This window comes from Chromobacterium sphagni (assembly GCF_001855555.1).
Lineage (GTDB): Bacteria > Pseudomonadota > Gammaproteobacteria > Burkholderiales > Chromobacteriaceae > Chromobacterium > Chromobacterium sphagni.
On the sequence record NZ_MKCT01000001.1, the window covers coordinates 192,110 to 208,591 of the forward strand.

14 protein-coding genes are annotated in these 16,482 nt (G+C 66.9%); 7 read left to right on the forward strand and 7 right to left on the reverse strand.

What is annotated here, in order from left to right:
* Nucleotides 1-75 precede the first annotated feature (75 nt).
* Entirely contained in the window at nt 76-849 is a 774-nt protein-coding gene (gene xth, locus BI344_RS00870; protein WP_071111087.1) for an exodeoxyribonuclease III, read from the reverse strand.
* 228 nt (nt 850-1,077) lie between these two features.
* Nucleotides 1,078-3,120 carry a M3 family metallopeptidase gene (locus tag BI344_RS00875; protein WP_071111088.1) on the reverse strand — a complete coding sequence of 681 codons (2,043 nt, stop codon included), beginning with the start codon at nt 3,118-3,120 and terminating at the stop codon, nt 1,078-1,080.
* 106 nt (nt 3,121-3,226) lie between these two features.
* Here BI344_RS00875 and BI344_RS00880 point away from each other — a divergent pair, with 106 nt between their 5' ends.
* Nucleotides 3,227-3,772: a gamma carbonic anhydrase family protein gene (locus BI344_RS00880; protein ID WP_071111089.1), complete on the forward strand. Its 546-nt coding sequence runs from the start codon at nt 3,227-3,229 to the stop codon at nt 3,770-3,772.
* A 3-nt stretch (nt 3,773-3,775) separates the two neighbouring features.
* On the forward strand, nt 3,776-4,297 hold the full coding sequence (locus BI344_RS00885) for an RDD family protein (RefSeq protein ID WP_071111090.1): 522 nt from the start codon (nt 3,776-3,778) through the stop codon (nt 4,295-4,297).
* Between the two features lie 2 nt (nt 4,298-4,299).
* Here BI344_RS00885 and BI344_RS00890 read toward each other — a convergent pair whose 3' ends face one another.
* Nucleotides 4,300-5,946 carry a methyl-accepting chemotaxis protein gene (locus tag BI344_RS00890; RefSeq protein WP_071111091.1) on the reverse strand — a complete coding sequence of 549 codons (1,647 nt, stop codon included), beginning with the start codon at nt 5,944-5,946 and terminating at the stop codon, nt 4,300-4,302.
* A gap of 372 nt (nt 5,947-6,318) precedes the next feature.
* Between BI344_RS00890 and BI344_RS00895 the strand changes: the two genes are divergently transcribed.
* Nucleotides 6,319-7,953 carry an APC family permease gene (locus tag BI344_RS00895; RefSeq protein WP_239690815.1) on the forward strand — a complete coding sequence of 545 codons (1,635 nt, stop codon included), beginning with the start codon at nt 6,319-6,321 and terminating at the stop codon, nt 7,951-7,953.
* 69 nt (nt 7,954-8,022) lie between these two features.
* Here the strand turns inward: BI344_RS00895 and tpx are convergent, their stop codons facing one another.
* The gene (tpx, locus tag BI344_RS00900) at nt 8,023-8,520 is read right to left on the reverse strand and encodes a thiol peroxidase (RefSeq protein WP_071111092.1); all 498 of its coding nucleotides are present in this window, start codon (nt 8,518-8,520) and stop codon (nt 8,023-8,025) included.
* Between the two features lie 275 nt (nt 8,521-8,795).
* On the opposite strand from tpx, the gene BI344_RS00905 reads away from it, so the two are divergent.
* Nucleotides 8,796-9,266: a DUF1842 domain-containing protein gene (locus tag BI344_RS00905; protein WP_071111093.1), complete on the forward strand. Its 471-nt coding sequence runs from the start codon at nt 8,796-8,798 to the stop codon at nt 9,264-9,266.
* Between the two features lie 207 nt (nt 9,267-9,473).
* Entirely contained in the window at nt 9,474-10,187 is a 714-nt protein-coding gene (locus BI344_RS00910) for a superoxide dismutase (protein WP_083370015.1), read from the forward strand.
* Nucleotides 10,188-10,229: 42 nt separating this feature from the next.
* On the opposite strand, the gene BI344_RS00915 is transcribed toward BI344_RS00910, so the two are convergent.
* Nucleotides 10,230-10,724 carry a MarR family winged helix-turn-helix transcriptional regulator gene (locus BI344_RS00915; protein WP_083338675.1) on the reverse strand — a complete coding sequence of 165 codons (495 nt, stop codon included), beginning with the start codon at nt 10,722-10,724 and terminating at the stop codon, nt 10,230-10,232.
* Between the two features lie 73 nt (nt 10,725-10,797).
* Between BI344_RS00915 and BI344_RS00920 the strand changes: the two genes are divergently transcribed.
* Entirely contained in the window at nt 10,798-12,039 is a 1,242-nt protein-coding gene (locus BI344_RS00920) for an alpha/beta hydrolase (RefSeq protein ID WP_206600307.1), read from the forward strand.
* A 108-nt stretch (nt 12,040-12,147) separates the two neighbouring features.
* Nucleotides 12,148-12,870: a haloacid dehalogenase type II gene (locus BI344_RS00925; RefSeq protein WP_071111096.1), complete on the forward strand. Its 723-nt coding sequence runs from the start codon at nt 12,148-12,150 to the stop codon at nt 12,868-12,870.
* A 12-nt stretch (nt 12,871-12,882) separates the two neighbouring features.
* Here BI344_RS00925 and BI344_RS00930 read toward each other — a convergent pair whose 3' ends face one another.
* Nucleotides 12,883-15,705 carry an ATP-binding protein gene (locus tag BI344_RS00930; RefSeq protein ID WP_071111097.1) on the reverse strand — a complete coding sequence of 941 codons (2,823 nt, stop codon included), beginning with the start codon at nt 15,703-15,705 and terminating at the stop codon, nt 12,883-12,885.
* Complete coding sequence (locus BI344_RS00935; RefSeq protein WP_071111098.1) at nt 15,705-16,475, reverse strand: hypothetical protein; 771 nt, start codon at nt 16,473-16,475, stop codon at nt 15,705-15,707. Before BI344_RS00935 ends, BI344_RS00930 begins: the two co-directional genes overlap by 1 nt.
* Nucleotides 16,476-16,482 lie beyond the last annotated feature (7 nt).

The window sequence follows — 16,482 nt, forward strand, 5'->3', positions numbered from 1 at the left end:
TTCACCGCCGCGCCATGCAAAACAAACGGCCCGACATCGGTCGGGCCGCAGCCAGCGCCTTTCAACCAGGGCCGCTCAGTCGTTCAGGTGGAGAATCACCGGAGTGTGGTCGGACGGGCGCTCCCACTTGCGCGGCGCCTTGTCGATCTCGCAAACCTGCGCGCGGGCCTTGAGCGCGTCGCTAACCAGGATGTGGTCGATGCGCACGCCCTTGTTGCGGCGGAACATCATCTGGCGGTAATCCCACCAGCTGTACTGCTTCTCCTCCTGGTTGAACAGGCGGAAGCTGTCGGACAGCCCCAGGGCGATCAGGCGGCGGAAGGCGTCTCGCTCCGGCTCGCTGCACAGCACCTGGCCGCGCCAGCCTTCCGGGTCGTAGACGTCGCGGTCTTCCGGCGCGATGTTGTAGTCGCCCAGGAGCAGCAGATCGGGATAGCGCGCCAGCTCGGCCGCGACATAGCCTTCCAGCCGGGACAGCCATTCCAGCTTGTACGGGTATTTCGGCGAATCCACCGCCTCGCCGTTGACGAAGTAGCCGCAGATCACGCGGATGCCGTTCACGGTGGCGGCGATCACCCGGCGCTGCTCGTCGTCGTAGCCGGGAATGCCGGCCACCACCTCGCTCATTTCCAGCGGTGCCTTCACCAGGATGGCGACGCCGTTGTAGGTTTTCTGGCCGAACCAGGCGGCGCGGTAGCCGGCCGCCTCGATTTCCGCCAGCGGAAAGACGTCCTGATCCATCTTCAACTCTTGCAGGCACAGCACTTCCACGCCGGTGTCGGCCAGCCATTGGATCACCTGCGGCAGGCGGACTTTCAGGGAATTGACGTTCCAGGTGGCAAAGCGCATCGGCGTGTTCTCCGTGAAGGACTAAAGGCCGACACCATAACAGCAGCGCGGCCGGCTGTGCAGGGTCAGGCGGACAAAAAAACGCCCCCGCATGATGCGGAGGCGTGTAATAGACACTTATCACTACCCCTGATACGCGTCTGGCTCGCTTGCTGCTCCGGAAGACAACCCTGAGCAAGTGATTAGAGCCGGCCCGTCGCGGGGTAGTTCCGGAAGTTTCCGATTTTTTTACGCGGCGTCCACCACCATGCCGGAATGGCGCAGCAGCGCGTCGATCTGCGGATCGCGGCCGCGGAAGGCCCGGAACGATTCCAGCGCGGGACGGCTGCCGCCGACGGCCAGGATTTCGTCCCAGAACCGGCGGCCCACCTGCGCGTTGGCGCCGCCAGCCTCCTCGAACGCGGCGTAGGCGTCGGCCGACAGCACCTCCGCCCACTTGTAGCTGTAGTAGCCGGCCGCGTAGCCGCCGCCGAAGATGTGGCTGAAGCTGTTGGGGAAGCGGTTGTAGGCCGGCGGACGGTTGACCGCCACCTCGTCGCGCACTTGTTCCAGCAGCGCCAGCCAGTCGACGCGGCCGGGTTCGGCCGCGGTGTACAGCAGCATGTCGAACAGTGAGAACTCCAGTTGGCGCACCATCTGCATGCCGGACTGGAAGTTCTTGGCGGCGATCATCTTGTCGTACAGCTCGCACGGCAGCGGCTGGCCGCTTTCGCTGTGCGCGGTCATGCCCTGCAGCACCTCCCACTCCCAGCAGAAGTTTTCCATGAACTGGCTGGGCAGCTCGACGGCGTCCCATTCCACGCCGCTGATGCCGGCCACCCCGGCCACCTCGATGCGGGTCAGCAGGTGGTGCAGGCCGTGGCCGCATTCGTGGAACAGGGTGATCACCTCGTCGTGGGTGAAGTAGGCGGGCTTGTCGCCCACCGGGCGGCTGAAGTTGCACACCAGATAGGCCACCGGGGTCTGCACCTCATCGCCCTTACGGCGGCGACCGCGCACATCGTCCATCCACGCCCCGGGGCGCTTGCCGTCGCGGGCGTAGAGGTCGAGGTAGAAACCGCCCAGCAAGGTGTCGCCCTGGAAGATCTCGAAGTAGCGCACGTCCGGGTGCCAGACGGCGACGCTGCGCTCGGCGAAACGCACGCCGTACAGGGTGCCGACCACGCCGAACAGCCCCTGCAGCACCTTGGGTTCGGGGAAGTACTGCTTCACTTCGTGCTCGGAGAAGGCGTAGCGCGCGACGCGCAGTTTCTCGCTGGCGTAGCTGATGTCCCACGCCTGCAGGATGTCCAGCCCCAATTCATCGCGGGCGAAGGCTTCCAGCTCGGCGCGGTCCTGCTCGGCGTAGGGCTTGGCGCGGCGCGCCAGATCGCGCAGGAAGTCGATGACCTGCGACGGGCTTTCCGCCATCTTGGTGAACAAGGACAGCTCGGCGTAGTTGGCGAAGCCCAGCAGTTGCGCCTCTTCGGCGGCCAGCCGCAGCTTTTCGCGGATCAGCGGGCCGTTATCCTGCTCGGCCGGGCCAAACTCCGAGGCGCGCTTGGCGTTGGCCTCGTACAGCTTCTCGCGCAGCGCGCGGTTGTCGGCGTATTGCAGCACCGGGAACAACAGCGGGAACTGCAGGCCCAGCTTGTATTTGCCCGGCTGGCCGTCGGCCTCGGCCATCGCGGCGTACATCGCCAGCGTGTCCTCGGGGATGCCGGCCAGCTCGGCTGCGTCATCGATGTACAGGCTGAAGCCGTCGGTGGCGTCCATCACGTGCTGCGAGAACTGGTTGGACAGCTCGGCCAGGCGGCTGGACAGCTCGGCGAAGCGCGCTTTCTGCGCGTCCGGCAGCTCGGCGCCGGCCAGGCGGAAATCGCGCAGGTCGTTGTCTATCACTTTCTTTTGCGCGGCGCTGGCGGCGGCGAAAGCGGGATTGGCCGCCACGGCCTTGAAGCGGGCGAACAGGTCGAGGTTTTGCCCCAGTTCGGTGAAGAAGGCGGAGACGCGCGGGATTTCAGCGTTGTACGCCTCGCGCAGGCCCTCGGTATTGCCCACCACGCCGTTGAGATGGCCGACCACGCCCCAGGCGCGGCCCAGTTTTTCAGTGGCCTCGGTCAGCGGCTCCACCACGGCGTCCCAGCTGTCGCCGCCTGCGGCGACCACCGCATCGATGGCCGCGCGGGCATCGGCCAGCAACGCGTCGAGGGCGGGGGTGATGTGTTCCGGCTTGATGGCGTCGAAGCGCGGCAGGTCAGTAAAATCGAGCAGCGGGTTGCTGTGGCGCATGGAAGTCCCTTCGGGCTGGGGCGCGGCAAGATGGCCGCGCCGTGTGGCAAGCGTGACGGGCTAATGATAGCCTCGCGGATAACGCCAATAAGATAAGGACATTATCGTGAATCGCAATATCCGCCAGTACGACGGCCATCATCCAGAGATCGCCGACGGCTGTTACATCGATCCGGCCGCAGTCGTCATCGGCGAAGTGAAACTGGAAGCGGGCGCCTCGGTCTGGCCGTGCGCGGTGATCCGCGGCGACGTCAACTCCATCAGCGTCGGCGAGAACAGCAATGTGCAGGACTTCGCCATGCTGCACGTCAGCCACAAGAGCGCCGCCGATCCGGTCGGCGCGCCGCTGATCATCGGTCGGCACGTCACCATCGGCCACCACGTGACACTGCACGGCTGCACCATAGGCGACGAGGTGCTGATCGGCATCGGCAGCATCGTGCTGGACCGCGTGGTGATCGAGGACCGGGTGCTGGTCGGCGCCGGCAGCCTGGTGCCGCCGGGCAAGCGGCTGGCGTCCGGTTACCTGTACCTGGGCAATCCGGTGAAGCAGGCGCGGCCGCTGACCGAGCAGGAGTTGGCGTATTTCAAGTATTCGGCCGAGCACTACCTGCGCGTGGCCGACAAGCACAAAGCCAATCTGGAGGACTAATCGATGCATCCGACCCTGCCGGCGCATGACGCCGAGGAACTGGAATACGTGGGCTTCTGGCTACGGGTGCTAGCCAGCCTGGTGGACACCGTGCTGCTGCTGATCGTGTCGGCCCCGCTATGGTGGCTGCTGGCCCAAAACGAGGCTCCGGCTCTGGCCGATCTGGCCGATGGCGGCGCTAACCTCGCCCAGCTTGGCGGCACCGGCAGCGCCGGCGATCTCCTGGTCAACTACCTGCTGCCGGCCGCGGCGGTGATCCTGTTCTGGCTCTACAAGAGCGCCACGCCGGGCAAGATGATGCTGGGCGCGCGGGTGGTGGACGCCGACAGCGGCCTGCCGCTGACGCCGCGCCAGGCGGTGTTGCGCTATCTGGGCTATTTCGTCGCCGCCATCCCGTTCTGCCTGGGGCTGATCTGGGTGGGGCTGGACCCGCGCAAGCAGGGCTGGCACGACAAGCTGGCGCGCACCGTGGTGGTGCGGCCCAAGCCGCGCGTTGCGCCGCCGTCCTTCCCACATGCCCGTTAAGTTCAGACCAGCGCCAGCCTGGGAACGGTCAGCCGCTGGCCGGCCGATTTGGCCGCGCGCTCATCGGCTGCTGGCAGGCGGAACCAGGCCAGCGCCTGATTGAGCCCGCTGGCCGACTCCGCCAGTTTCAACATCAAGGGCTCGGCCTGGCCCATCTGGCTTTCAATGTCCTGCGCCAGGCTGGACAGCTCGTGGCCGTGCTGGCGGATGCTGCCGCCGGCGCGGCTTTGCAGCTCGCGCGCGGCGCCGATGTCGTCCATCAGCCCGGCCAGCCTGGACAGCGCGCCGTCCACCGTGGCCAACGCCTGATCCAGCGCCAGCTGCGAATGCTGGCTGTCGCGGCTGGCGCTGCCGGCCGCCGCTATCGCCTCGCCCAGCGCGCCCTTGGCCCGCTCCATCTGCTGCAGGCTGTCGAAAATGCCGCTGGTGGCCGCCGCCGTCCGTTCCGACAGCTTGCGCACCTCGTCCGCCACCACCGCGAAGCCGCGGCCGGCCTCTCCGGCGCGCGCCGCCTCTATCGCCGCGTTCAGCGCCAATAGATTGGTCTGGTCAGCCACCTCGCGGATCAACGCGCTGATCTGGCCGATGGCGCCCACCGCCTGTCCCAGTTCGCGCATCTCGCGGGTGGCGGCGTCGATGCGTTCGGCCAGCAGCCGCATCGCCACGATATTGCGCCCGCCCAGCGCGCGCGCGTCCTCGGTCGTGGCGGCGGCGCTGCGCGAACCGTCCAGCGCCGCTTCGACATGCTGCGCCACCTGTTCGGCGTGGCTGGCTATCTCGCCGGCGGCCTCGTTGCTCAGCCGGCTTTTCTGCGTCTGCTGCCGGCTGGCGTCGGCGCTCTGCCGCGTCAACAGCTGCAGGCGCTGGCTGTCGCGCAGATTGTCGCCGGCGTGCCGCCGCACATCGTCCAGCAAGCCCGCCAGCCTATCCAGGAAACGGTTGATGCGCGCGGCGGCGTGGGCCAGCTCGTCGCCGCCCTGATCCGGCAGCCGCACGGCCAGATTGCCCTCGCTCAAGGCGTCCGCCGCCTGCGCCATGGCGCCCAGATGGCGCTTCAGCCGGCGCGCTAGCGTCAGCTGGATCAGCACCACCAACGCGCTGGCCAGCGCCAGCGGCCCCAGGATCAACGGCGCCAGCCAGGCCAGCGCGCTCGCCAGCGCGGCCTTCTCCTGCCGCAGCTCGCCGTCGCGCCTGGCGACCTGGCGGTCGATCTCCGCCGCCAACGGCAGCAGATCGTTCTGATAGGCCTGCTCCGGTATCGACAGCGCGTCCTGCGGCGCGGTTTCAGCGATATGAATGGCGCTGGCCAGATTGCGCGCGTACTCCTGCCAATGGCCGCGCAGGGCCGCGCCGAAAGCCTGGCTATCGACCGCCGGCAGGCCGGACAGAATCTCCTGCTGCAAGCCCGCCACCTGCCGCTGCGCCGCCTGCAGGCGGCGGCCGGTTTCCGGCAGCAGGGGATCGGCGCGCGAAAACGACAGCGCGACGGCCTTGAGTTGTTGCAGATTGCTGGCCAGCTGCTGCAGCTGGTTGTAACTGTCGACGTGGCGGGTGAAGGCGTAAAGCTGCTGTCCGGTGATCGACATCACCAGCACCAGGCTGGCCAGGGTGAAGGCGATGGTCAGCCACAGGCGTTTGATCAGAGACATGGCGGGTGAGGCGTGAAACGTAGGAAACCGCAGTGTATTCAATATTCATGACAGTAAGATTTCAAGACATATAAGCAAACCATGGCATAGTTCATTCACATTGCGTTACAATCGCTCGCCCAACACGGGTGGTTTAGTCGTATCCGGCCAGCACTTCCATCCTGGCCGGCTCCACTCCGCAAACCTCCCCTTGGCAGGTTATCCGCGAGCCGGAGCCGCGCCATCAGGCACCGCCTGCTTCTCGCAGGCGCAACTTCCATAAGACCGGGACACCCGGCGCCGTGGGCAACACACCTCTTGAAGGCATGGCGCGTGCGCGCCAGCCAGGGGCCGCTGTTGCCCGTCAACGTTAAAATGACAGGAGATTCGCCCTTGCAACACCAACACTCCCGCCACATCGGCCCGATTGCGCTGATGCTGACCGGCCTAGGTTCCATCATCGGTTCCGGCTGGCTGTTCGGCGCCGCCCACGCGGCGCAGATCGCCGGCCCGGCCGCCATCGTCGCCTGGATAGTCGGCATGGTGATCATTCTCTCCATCGCGCTGAGCTACGCCGAACTGGGCGCCATGTTCCCGGAATCGGGCGGCATGGTGCGCTACGCCCGCTATTCGCACGGCTCGCTGTTGGGCTTCATCGCCGCCTGGGCCAACTGGATCGCCATCGTCTCGGTGATTCCGATCGAGGCCGAAGCCTCGGTGCAGTACATGAGCTCCTGGCCCTACGCCTGGGCGCAGGCGCTGTACCAGCACGGCGAATTGAGCGGCATCGGCCTCTGCCTGGCCGCCGTGCTGGTGGTGATCTACTTCCTGCTCAACTACTGGGGCGTGAGATTGTTCGCCAAGGCCAACAGCGCCATCACCATCTTCAAGGTGATCGTGCCGGCGCTGACGGTGGGCGCGCTGGTCTACAGCGGCTTCCACAGCGAAAACCTCAACAACCCGGCATTAGGCGGCTTCGCGCCGTTCGGCTGGGCCAGCGTGATGACTGCGGTGGCCACCAGCGGCATCGTGTTCAGCTTCAACGGCTTCCAGAGCCCGATCAACCTGGCCGGCGAGGCACGCAATCCGGGCAAGAGCGTGCCTTTCGGCGTGGTGGGCTCAATCCTGCTGGCGGCGGTGATCTACGTCGCGCTGCAGGTGGCCTTCCTCGGCGCGCTATCGCCGGCCAATCTGGCGCACGGCTGGAAAGGCATAGACTTCAGCTCGCCGTTCGCCCAGCTGGCGATGGCCCTGGGCCTGAACTGGCTGATGATGACTTTGTACTTCGATGCCTTCGTCAGCCCCAGCGGCACCGGCGCCACCTATATGGCCACCACCTCGCGCATGATCTACGGCATGCAGCGCAACGGCACCATGCCGGCCATCTTCGGCCGCATCCATCCGCTGTTCCACATCCCCCGCCCGGCGATGTGGTTCAACCTGGCGGTGTCCTTCGTGTTCCTGTTCTTCTTCCGCGGCTGGGGCACGCTGGCGGCGGTGATCTCGGTCGCCACCGTGATCTCCTACCTGACCGGCCCGATCAGCGTGGCCGCGCTGCGCCGCTGCGCGCCGGACCTGCCGCGCCCGTTGCGCCTGTCCGGCCTCGGCGTGGTCGCCCCGTTCGCCTTCGTCTGCGCCTCGCTGGTGCTGTACTGGGCGCGCTGGCCGCTGACCGGCCACATCATCTTCCTGATCGTGGCGGCGCTGCCGGTATACATCTGGTACCAGGCCCGTGCCGGCTGGCCGGAATTCAGCCGCGAGCTGAAGGGCGCGCTGTGGATGGTGCTGTACCTGCCGGCGATGGCGCTGCTGTCCTATATCGGCAGCAAGGACTTCGGCGGCATCGGCCTGCTGCCCTACGGCGCCGACATGGCCGTGGTGGCCGCGGCCGCGCTGGGTTTCTATTTCTGGGGCGTCAACAGCGGCTGGTACACCCGCTACCTGCGCGACGAGCACGATGCCAAGCTGGTGGAGGCGATGCAGGCCGAACAGCAGCCGTCCGGCAAGCTGGCTGGCCAACGCGTCTGAACCCGGCGTCTTCGCCGACAAAAAAAGCCGACTGCGATGCAGTCGGCTTTTTGTTTGCCTGCGGCTGGATTACAGCGCGGCCAGGGCGGCGGCGTAGTCCGGCTCGTCGGCGATCTCGCCCACCAACTGGCTGTGCAGCACCTTGTTGTCGGCATCCAGCACCACCACCGCGCGGGCGGTCAGGCCGGCCAGCGGACCGGAGGCCAGCTTCACGCCGTAGGCCTCGGCGAAAGCCGGATTGCGGAAGGTGGACAGGTTCACCACGCCCTCGATGCCTTCGGCGCCGCAGAAGCGCTTCTGCGCGAACGGCAGATCGGCGGAGACGCACAGCACCACCGCATCGGCCAGGCTGGCGGCCTTCTCGTTGAACTTGCGCACCGACATGGCGCAGGTCGGGGTGTCCACGCTCGGGAAGATGTTCAGGATCTTGCGTTTGCCGGCGTAGTCGGCCAGCGTCACCTCGGCCAGATCGCCATTAGTCAGTTGCAGCGCCGGAGCGGCCGTGCCCTTGGCCGGCAGCGCGCCCGCCACTTCCACCGGATTGCCGCGCAGGGTAACAGTTGCCATGTCTCAGTCCTATTCAGGGTTGGGGATGGCGCTAGTGTGGCGCAAAGCCGGCGGAATTCAACCCCATGTCCGATATGGTTGCCGTGGATACCACCCGGCAGCGGACCATCGCTACCCGCACCAAATTCCATACTGACCTAAGTGGCAGTGAAAAATCTAACCATTTGTTATATAAAGAGCGGGTGGCGACCGCTACCGTGGCGCCACGGCAAGCAATATGGGATGCGCGCTTACCGGCGCCATCAACTGTCATCCGATTTCCAAGGAGTCCTATCATGGCCAACCAACTGGATCGCGATCAAAAAGCCGGCTTGTTCATCGTAAGCTACAACGTTTCCAAACCCGGCGTGGCCGGCGGCTACAATCTGCAGCTGAAGCTGTCGGTCTACCCGCCGTCGCGCCGCGTCAGCGGCGAAGCCGTCATCACCCACGCCACCGCCCAACCGCTGGTATTCAAGAGCCCGGTGCACGGCCACTACGAGGAGAACGGCAGCAATATCGAACTGTTCCTCGCCGGCCACAACCTGCTGCAGACCCAAGGCCAGCAAGGCCAACAGCAGGCTCACGCGCTGCCGGGCGAGGATTTCCACTTCGACGGCCATCTGAAAGGCGGCTGGCAGGCTGATGCCGGCTCCAAGGCCCGCTACGCCTTCCTGCAACACGGCCACTGGACCGAAGTGATTGGCCAGGACATCCAGCTGTCCGATGAACTGCGCCACACCGTGAAGTCGCTGAACCTGCGTTAAGCCCGCAGCTCGGCACGCAAACCGCCAGCGCCCACCGGCCTGGCGGTTTGCGCTTTCCGCCGCTCCAGCCTGTCCGGACAGACAAGGCCATCGCCCGATCGCCGCAAATCGTGCTTGCATGCTGGATTAATATGATCCGGCCATCGCGTCGCCGCCATGTGGTCGCGCAACGGCTTTCTCCGCCCCCCATCCTTTGGGAGAATTCAGATGCACAGCACATCCACCCCGCTGCCGGAACTGAACCGCCGCGGCTTCCTGCTCGCCGCCGCCGGCGGCCTGGCCGCACTGGCGCTGCCCATGCTGTCCGCCCGCGCCCACGCCTCTTCCGCGCAGGTGCTGCCGCCGCTGCCCTATGCCGACAACGCGCTGGAGCCGGTGATCTCGGCCCGCACCATAGGCTTTCACTACGGCAAGCACCACAAGGCCTACCTCGACAACCTCAACAAGCTGATAGCCGGCCGCGACTACGCCGACATGTCGCTGGAAGGCATCATCTCCGCCTCCGTCAAGAAAACGGCCGACGCCGCCGTGTTCAACAACGCCGCTCAGCTATGGAACCACTCTTTTTACTGGAACAGCATGCGCGCCAAGGGCGGCGGCATTCCTCCGCAGGCGCTGCGCGAAAAAATGGAAGCCTCTTTCGGCAGCGTGGACGCCTGTAAGCAACAGCTGGCCGGCGCCGCCATCGCGCAGTTCGGCAGCGGCTGGGCCTGGCTGGTGCAGGACGGCGACGCGCTGAAAGTGGTGAAGACCAGCAACGCCGACACGCCCCTCACCGGCAGCATGCGGCCGCTGCTGAACCTGGACGTGTGGGAGCATGCCTACTACCTGGACTACCAGAACCGCCGCGCCGACTACGTCAACGCGGTGCTGGACAAGCTGGTCGATTGGGAATTCGCGCAACAAAACCTGAAAACCTGATCCGCGCGCCAGGACGGCGGCCCGCGCGGGCCGTCGCGCCGCTCATAACTGGTCGTACACGCCGGACAGCGCGCGCAGCACGCCTGACGCCGCGGCGATCGCCTCCACGCTCATGCCCTGCAACGCCTGCGCCAACACCTGTTCCAGCAGACGCTCGCGCTCTTCGTGGCGCCGGCGGCCCAGCTCGGTCAGTTGCACCTGCACCGAGCGCTTGTCCTGCAGCGACTTGGCCTTCTCGACATAGCCAGCTTCGCTCAGGCCGTTCACCAGCTGGGTCACCCCGGCGCCAGTGGTTTCGCTCAGTTCGGCCAGCCGCGCCACCGACACCGGCCCCTCCTCCGCCAGCATCCGCAGCACCCGAGCATGAGACAGCGACAGCGCGCCGGCCTGGCGCGTGGCCCGGCCGCGCAAGCGCGCATCCGCGGCGCTCAGACTGTAGGCGGCGCGGCTCAGGGTGGCCAGCGCCGCCTGGCGCGCCTCTTCATCCGGCATGGCGCTTGCGGCGGCGCGCTCTTCCCCCGACTGCAGTGTTGACATGCGTTGTGGCTCCACAATAATATAACTAAGTACTTAGTTAATTTCGGTACGGTCAATTTAACGAGGTGAAATTATGTCACGTTCAGAAGCGCAAAGCTGGTCGCTGGATATCGCGCTGGCGCAAGGGGGCTTCGACGCCCTGCACCCGGAAGGCAAGAACACGCTGTTGCAGCTGGGCCATGACCCGGCCGATTTCGACGCGGTGTTCGCGCAAGTCAAAAGCGGCGCGATGCTGCCCAAAGCCTGGTCGCAAGTGGCCGCGCGGGCGGAAAGCCGCGCCGCCCATTACGAACGCGACGGCTACGCCCGCACCGCCGCCGACCTCTACCTTCGCGCCGCCGTGATGTGGGGCCGCGCGCAGTACTCGATCTTCAACACCCGCGACCCGCGCAAGGCCGCGCTGCGCGCGCGTTGCGACCACTGCGTGGAGCGCATCGGCGCCTTGCGCGACAACCGGGTGCAGAGAGTGGCGATTCCATTCGAAGGCGGCCATATCCACGGCCTGCTGCACCTGCCGGAAGGCAAGGCCAGCCAAGCCGCCGCGGTGATCCTGGGACCGGGCATGGACATGATCAAGGAGGATTATCTGTACGCCGCCGAGCGCTACTATACTTCGCGCGGCATGGTGGCGCTGTCGATAGAAGGCCCGGGCCAGGGCGAAAGCCGCGCCGGCGGCCTGATGGTCACGCTGGACAATTACGAGCGCGCGATCAGCGCCTACATCGACTACCTGGCCGCGCGGCCGGAAATCGATGCGACCCGCATCGGCATGTTCGGCATCAGCATGAGCGGCTATTGGGGGCTGCGCGCGGCCGCCCGCGAGCCCAGGCTGGCGGCGCTAGCGGCCTACGAGGCGGTGGCCGGCGACTTCCTCACCATCTTCGAGCGCGCCCAGCCCAGCTTCAAGAAGAACTACATGTATATGAGCGGCTATGGCGACGAGGCGGCGTTCGACCGCGACTTGCGCGACGCGATGCCGCTGGGCGCGCTGGTGGCCGACATCCGCATCCCCGTGCTGATGGGCATCGGCGAGTTCGACGAGCTGACCCCGCTGGAACAGGCGCTGGCCTGCTACCAGCGCATCCGCGCCCCCAAGGAGATGCGCGTCTACGAAAACGAATTCCACCCGCTGGGCGGGGTGGCGGCGGAAATCTTCCGCTACGGCGCAGAATGGCTGGAGCGCGCGCTGAACGGCGATCCGGCGCTGAACCAACCCGGCCGCGACGTCCGCCACTATCTGCAGCGCGACGGCAAAATCGTCGACGGCAGCGCCAACCCCAGCTGGTGGCTGGGCGCCGACCCGCTGGCCGGCTGAACCGCGATGGATGGGCAAAAGGCCGGCAACGGCCTTTTATTTCGTTTGACGCCCCATGGCGGCTGCACCACACTTCAAGCATACCAATGACATGAAGCGAAGCCCGCGATGCAGCCATCCACAATCCAAGCGCTGGTTTTCGATGTGTTCGGCACGGTGGTGGATTGGCGCAGCGGCGTGGCGCGCGACGCAGCCGCCTTCCTGCAGCGCCATGGCGCGAAGCAGACCGATGGCTTCGCCTTCGCCGATGCCTGGCGCCGCCGCTACTCGCCGGCGATGGAGGAGGTCCGCAGCGGACGCCGGCCCTTCACCCGGCTGGACCAACTGCACCGTGAAAACCTGGAGGCCATCCTGCCCGATTTCGGCCTCGCCGCGACCACGCTGCCGGAGGATGAGCTGAAATGGCTGAACCGCGCCTGGCACCGGCTGGAACCATGGCCGGACGCGGTGGCCGGGCTGACGCGGCTGAAGGCGCGCTACGCCATCGCCACCCTCAGCAACGGCAACACCAGCCTGATGCTGAACCTGGCCCGCTACGCGGGCCTGCCGTGGGACGCGATACTGGGCGCGGAGGCTGCGCAAGCCTACAAGCCGGCGCCGCAAGCCTATCTGCGCACGCTGGAGCTGCTGGACCTGCGGCCGGAGCAAGTCTGCCTGGTGGCGGCCCACAACTACGATCTGACAGCCGCCCGCGGCCACGGCCTGAAAACCGCCTTCGTCGCCCGCCCGCTGGAGTTCGGCCCCGGCCAACGCACCGACCTTGCGCCGGAGCAGGATTGGGACTGGGTGGCGCCCGACTTCAGGCAGCTGGCGGAGCTGCTGGGAGCCTAAGCTCCCCCAGCCTCAGCCCTCCCCGGAGTCCTTCACCGGTTCATCCAGGCGCCGCCGCGTCTGCAGTATCGGCGGCGCCCACTGCTCGCCGGGCCGCTTCTTGCGGGTGGCCAGCGTCAGCTCGGACGGGGCGAAGATATTGATGTTGTGCGTGTTGGGCGTGGTGATCAGGTATTGAGCCTCGGTTGCCTTCAAAAAGCCGGCCACGCGGTCGATGTTGAAGATATCGAGGTGGGCGAACGGTTCATCGATGAAGACGAAGCCGGACGGGTTGGACTCGTCCATCATCAGGCCGATCAGCAGGATCAGCGACTTCATCACCTGCTGGCCGCCGGAGGCCTCGCCGTCGTTCATGCCCATCATGCCCTTCTGGTCGAAGTTGAACTTCAACACCAGCCCGGCCTGGGCCAGCACCGCGTCGTCGTTCTCCAGCTTGGGCAATTCCACTTCCACCTGGATGCCCGCCAGCTCGCCCAACCGCTTCACATTGTGGCCGTAGGCGCGCACGGTGGCGCGCAGCTTGCCCATATAGGCGGCGCGCGCCTCGTCGGTGAGTTCGCGCGAACGGTCCACTTCGCTCTGGCGCCGCTGGCGCTCGCGGTCTAGCGAGGTCAGGTCCTCCACCAGCTTGTCCTTCAGCGCCAGCACCGAATCATCCTGCTCCCAGTCGCCGTTCTGCAGTCGCTCCTCCAGATAGTTCAGCTGATGGCGGGCGTCGGCGGCGGTGTCGAACTCGTCTTCCAGCGCCGCGACGTTTTCCGCCGCCAGCGCATCGGCCGGCAGCCTTTGCATCCATTCGCGCAGCTCGGACAACAACCGGCGCAGTTGGCGGCGCGCCTGTTCCACTTCCTGCTGCTTGTGCTGGAATTTGCCCAGGCTTTCCTGCTCGCGCTGGCAGACGCGGTCGTGCGCCAGCCGCGCGTCGCCGTAGCGGGCGTCGGCCGCCTCCTTTTCAGCGCTGGCGTCGGCCAAGGCCGCGCCCAGCCGGGCCACTTCCTGCTCCAGCCCCTGCTTGCGCGCCTCCAGCGCGGCGAATTCCTCGGCGCGGCTGTCCAGCATGCGGATGGCGTCCATGCCGCCCAGGTACTCGGCCAGTCCGGCCGCCTCGCGCGTCACCGCCACCAGCCGCTCCTCATCGGCCAGGATGCGGACGTTCAGCGCCTTCAGCTCGTCGCGCACCGCCAACAGCCGCGATTGCCTCGCCGCCTCGCCGAAAGCGTACTCGTGCGCCGGCACGCCGATGTGGCGCGCGCCGCGCCGCTCGCGGAAATAGCCGTCGCGGGTGATCCAGTCGCCGTCCACGTCGGCGCCGTGCTGGGCGCTGTCCACCCGCGTCACGCTGTTCATCTGGCGATAAAGCCAGTCCGGCGCATCGGCGGAGAAGCGCACCACTTCCAGCAGGCTGCCGTGGTTGGCGCGCGGCGGCGAGGAGCGCTCCGGCACCACGAAATGGCGGTAGCGCAGCTTCTCGCCTATGCGCCAGGCCTCGCGGCGATCGGCTTCCCGGTCCAGCAGCACGACATGGCGATAGCCGCGCAGCAGCGCTTCCACCGCGCCCTGCCAGTTGGAGTCCATCACTTCCACGATGTCGGACAGCATGGCGTGCTGGATGCCGGCCTCGTCCAGCGCCGCCTTGAACTGGCGCACGTCCTCCGGCGAGCGGCCGCGGCCTATCTCCAGCGCCTGCAGGTGTTCCGAGCTTTCCTGGCGCTGCTTTTTCAACCCGCGCAGGCCGTCCTTCAACTGCTCGGCCTCGCCGCGCAGCGCGGCCAGCTTGTCGGCCAGGCCGGCGGCGTCGGCGCCGTATTCCTTGCCGGCCAGCGCCTGCAACCGGTCGCGCTCCTTCAACTGGCCGGCCACGCTGGCGTGCTCGCCCTTGGCCGCCATGAAAGCCTCCTGCGCGCCGGCGCGGGCGGTTTCCGCCGCCTGGCGGGCTTCGGCGGCGCTGACTTCGGCCGCTTTCAGCTTGGCCACCAGCTGCAGCGTGTCGGCATGCTCGCCCAGCGCCTGGTTGAGCACGCGGTAGCTGGCGCGGTAGCCGTTCCAGACATTGCCGAAGGAGGCCTTGGCGTCCAGATAGGCCAGCACCGGCAGCGCCTCGTCGCGCAGCCTGGCGATGCCGGTTTGCAGCTGCCGCCATTCCAGATAACGGTTGGCGCGGGTCTTCATCGCCTCCACCCTCACCTGCAGCGCCTCTTCCTGGCGGCCCAGCGTGTCCAGCTCCAGCTCGGTGGCGCGCTGTTCGTCGCGGGCGCGCTGGTAGTTGTCCATCACGTCCTTGTCGCCGAACACCTGGAACACCAGGTCCAGCAATTGGCGCGGGCTGTATTCGGTCAGTTTGTCGGTATCGCCCTGCTCCAGCGCCAGCACCTCGGCCACCGCCGGCGTCAGGCCGGCCGCTTCCAGCCGGCGGCGGTATTCCTGCACGCCCAGCCATTGCGCCTGGCCCTCGGCATGCTCCAGCGCGATGTCGCCGTCCAGGATCGCGTAATGGCGCACCCAGTCGCCGCCTTGCTTCTTGATGCGGCACAGCAGCGTCACCGACTCCGACACAATCGGAAAGAACGGCGTGGGATACAGGCCGCCGCTTGGCCGCCTAGGGTTGTCCACCACGCCGCGCAGGTAGGCGAAGGCTTCCTTGTTGTTGCGCACGTAGCGCTTGTAGTCGCGCTTGCCGGAGCACTTGATGGCCAGCAGCGTGCGCATCGCGTCCAGCAAGGTGGTCTTGCCGGAGCCGTTGGGACCGATGATGGTGACGATCTGCGCGTCCAGCGGCACGGTCAGCCGCTGCCAGAAGTCCCAGTGCACCATTTCGACGGATTTCATCTGGAACATCAGCGCGTCTCCTCGTCCGCCGCGTCGTCCGGCGGCAGGTCAAACAAGGGGCCGGCCGACTCGACATCGTCCGCCCCGATTTCATCCTCACTGTCGCCGGCCAGCTCGTCCGGCGCGCGCTTGTCCGCCAGCGCCTCGCGGCCCTCGCGCCGCAGCAGCACGTCAGACAGCGCGCCCTCGATGATGCGCGGCGCCAGCTGGGCGTAGTCGATCATCAGGTCCAGCATCGGCCCCTCGTCCAGCCAGCGGTTGCGGCGCACGATGAAGCCCAGGTTGACCAGCCGGCCCAGATTCGCTGCGAAGCGGGTGCGGCCGCCCAGCGCCTTGCCGAAGTCGGCGTACAGCGCGTCCTCGGATACGCCGGTGGAGACGGTTTCGCCGGTTTCCAGCGGCTTTTGCGCGCCGAACATGTCGCTCTGGCTTTCCTTGCCGGCCTCGACCCGGGCGATCTGCCTCTCGCGCTTGGGCAGGATGATCAGCGCCCACAGGATCACCAGCAGCGCCACGCCGTCGCGCGGCAGGCCCAGATTGTTGTTGAGCCAGGCGTCGCCCGAGCCGAACACCGGCTCGGTCATTTCCGGCAGCAGCGCCACCGCGATGTATTCGGCGTAGGGGTTCTCCACCAGGCGCAGGCCGACGGCGGCCAGACTCTTGTCCAGCTCCTGGCGGAAGATGTCGTCCAGCAGCGCCTTCCTGGCCAGCGCGTCGGCGCGCGGCACCACGCGCTGGGCCAATAGCCGGGCGGTGAGGGTCTTGATTTCGTGTTCCATATGCTTC

What these genes read in the sequence shown, in the direction of transcription:
- xth (WP_071111087.1), bottom strand. Translation starts at nt 849, where the DNA reads ATGCGCTTTGCCACCTGGAACGTCAATTCCCTGAAAGTCCGCCTGCCG.
- BI344_RS00875 (WP_071111088.1), bottom strand. Translation starts at nt 3,120, where the DNA reads ATGCGCCACAGCAACCCGCTGCTCGATTTTACTGACCTGCCGCGCTTC.
- BI344_RS00885 (WP_071111090.1), top strand. Translation starts at nt 3,776, where the DNA reads ATGCATCCGACCCTGCCGGCGCATGACGCCGAGGAACTGGAATACGTG.
- BI344_RS00890 (WP_071111091.1), bottom strand. Translation starts at nt 5,946, where the DNA reads ATGTCTCTGATCAAACGCCTGTGGCTGACCATCGCCTTCACCCTGGCC.
- tpx (WP_071111092.1), bottom strand. Translation starts at nt 8,520, where the DNA reads ATGGCAACTGTTACCCTGCGCGGCAATCCGGTGGAAGTGGCGGGCGCG.
- BI344_RS00905 (WP_071111093.1), top strand. Translation starts at nt 8,796, where the DNA reads ATGGCCAACCAACTGGATCGCGATCAAAAAGCCGGCTTGTTCATCGTA.
- BI344_RS00910 (WP_083370015.1), top strand. Translation starts at nt 9,474, where the DNA reads ATGCACAGCACATCCACCCCGCTGCCGGAACTGAACCGCCGCGGCTTC.
- BI344_RS00915 (WP_083338675.1), bottom strand. Translation starts at nt 10,724, where the DNA reads ATGTCAACACTGCAGTCGGGGGAAGAGCGCGCCGCCGCAAGCGCCATG.
- BI344_RS00920 (WP_206600307.1), top strand. Translation starts at nt 10,798, where the DNA reads ATGTCACGTTCAGAAGCGCAAAGCTGGTCGCTGGATATCGCGCTGGCG.
- BI344_RS00925 (WP_071111096.1), top strand. Translation starts at nt 12,148, where the DNA reads ATGCAGCCATCCACAATCCAAGCGCTGGTTTTCGATGTGTTCGGCACG.
- BI344_RS00930 (WP_071111097.1), bottom strand. Translation starts at nt 15,705, where the DNA reads ATGTTCCAGATGAAATCCGTCGAAATGGTGCACTGGGACTTCTGGCAG.
- BI344_RS00935 (WP_071111098.1), bottom strand. Translation starts at nt 16,475, where the DNA reads ATGGAACACGAAATCAAGACCCTCACCGCCCGGCTATTGGCCCAGCGC.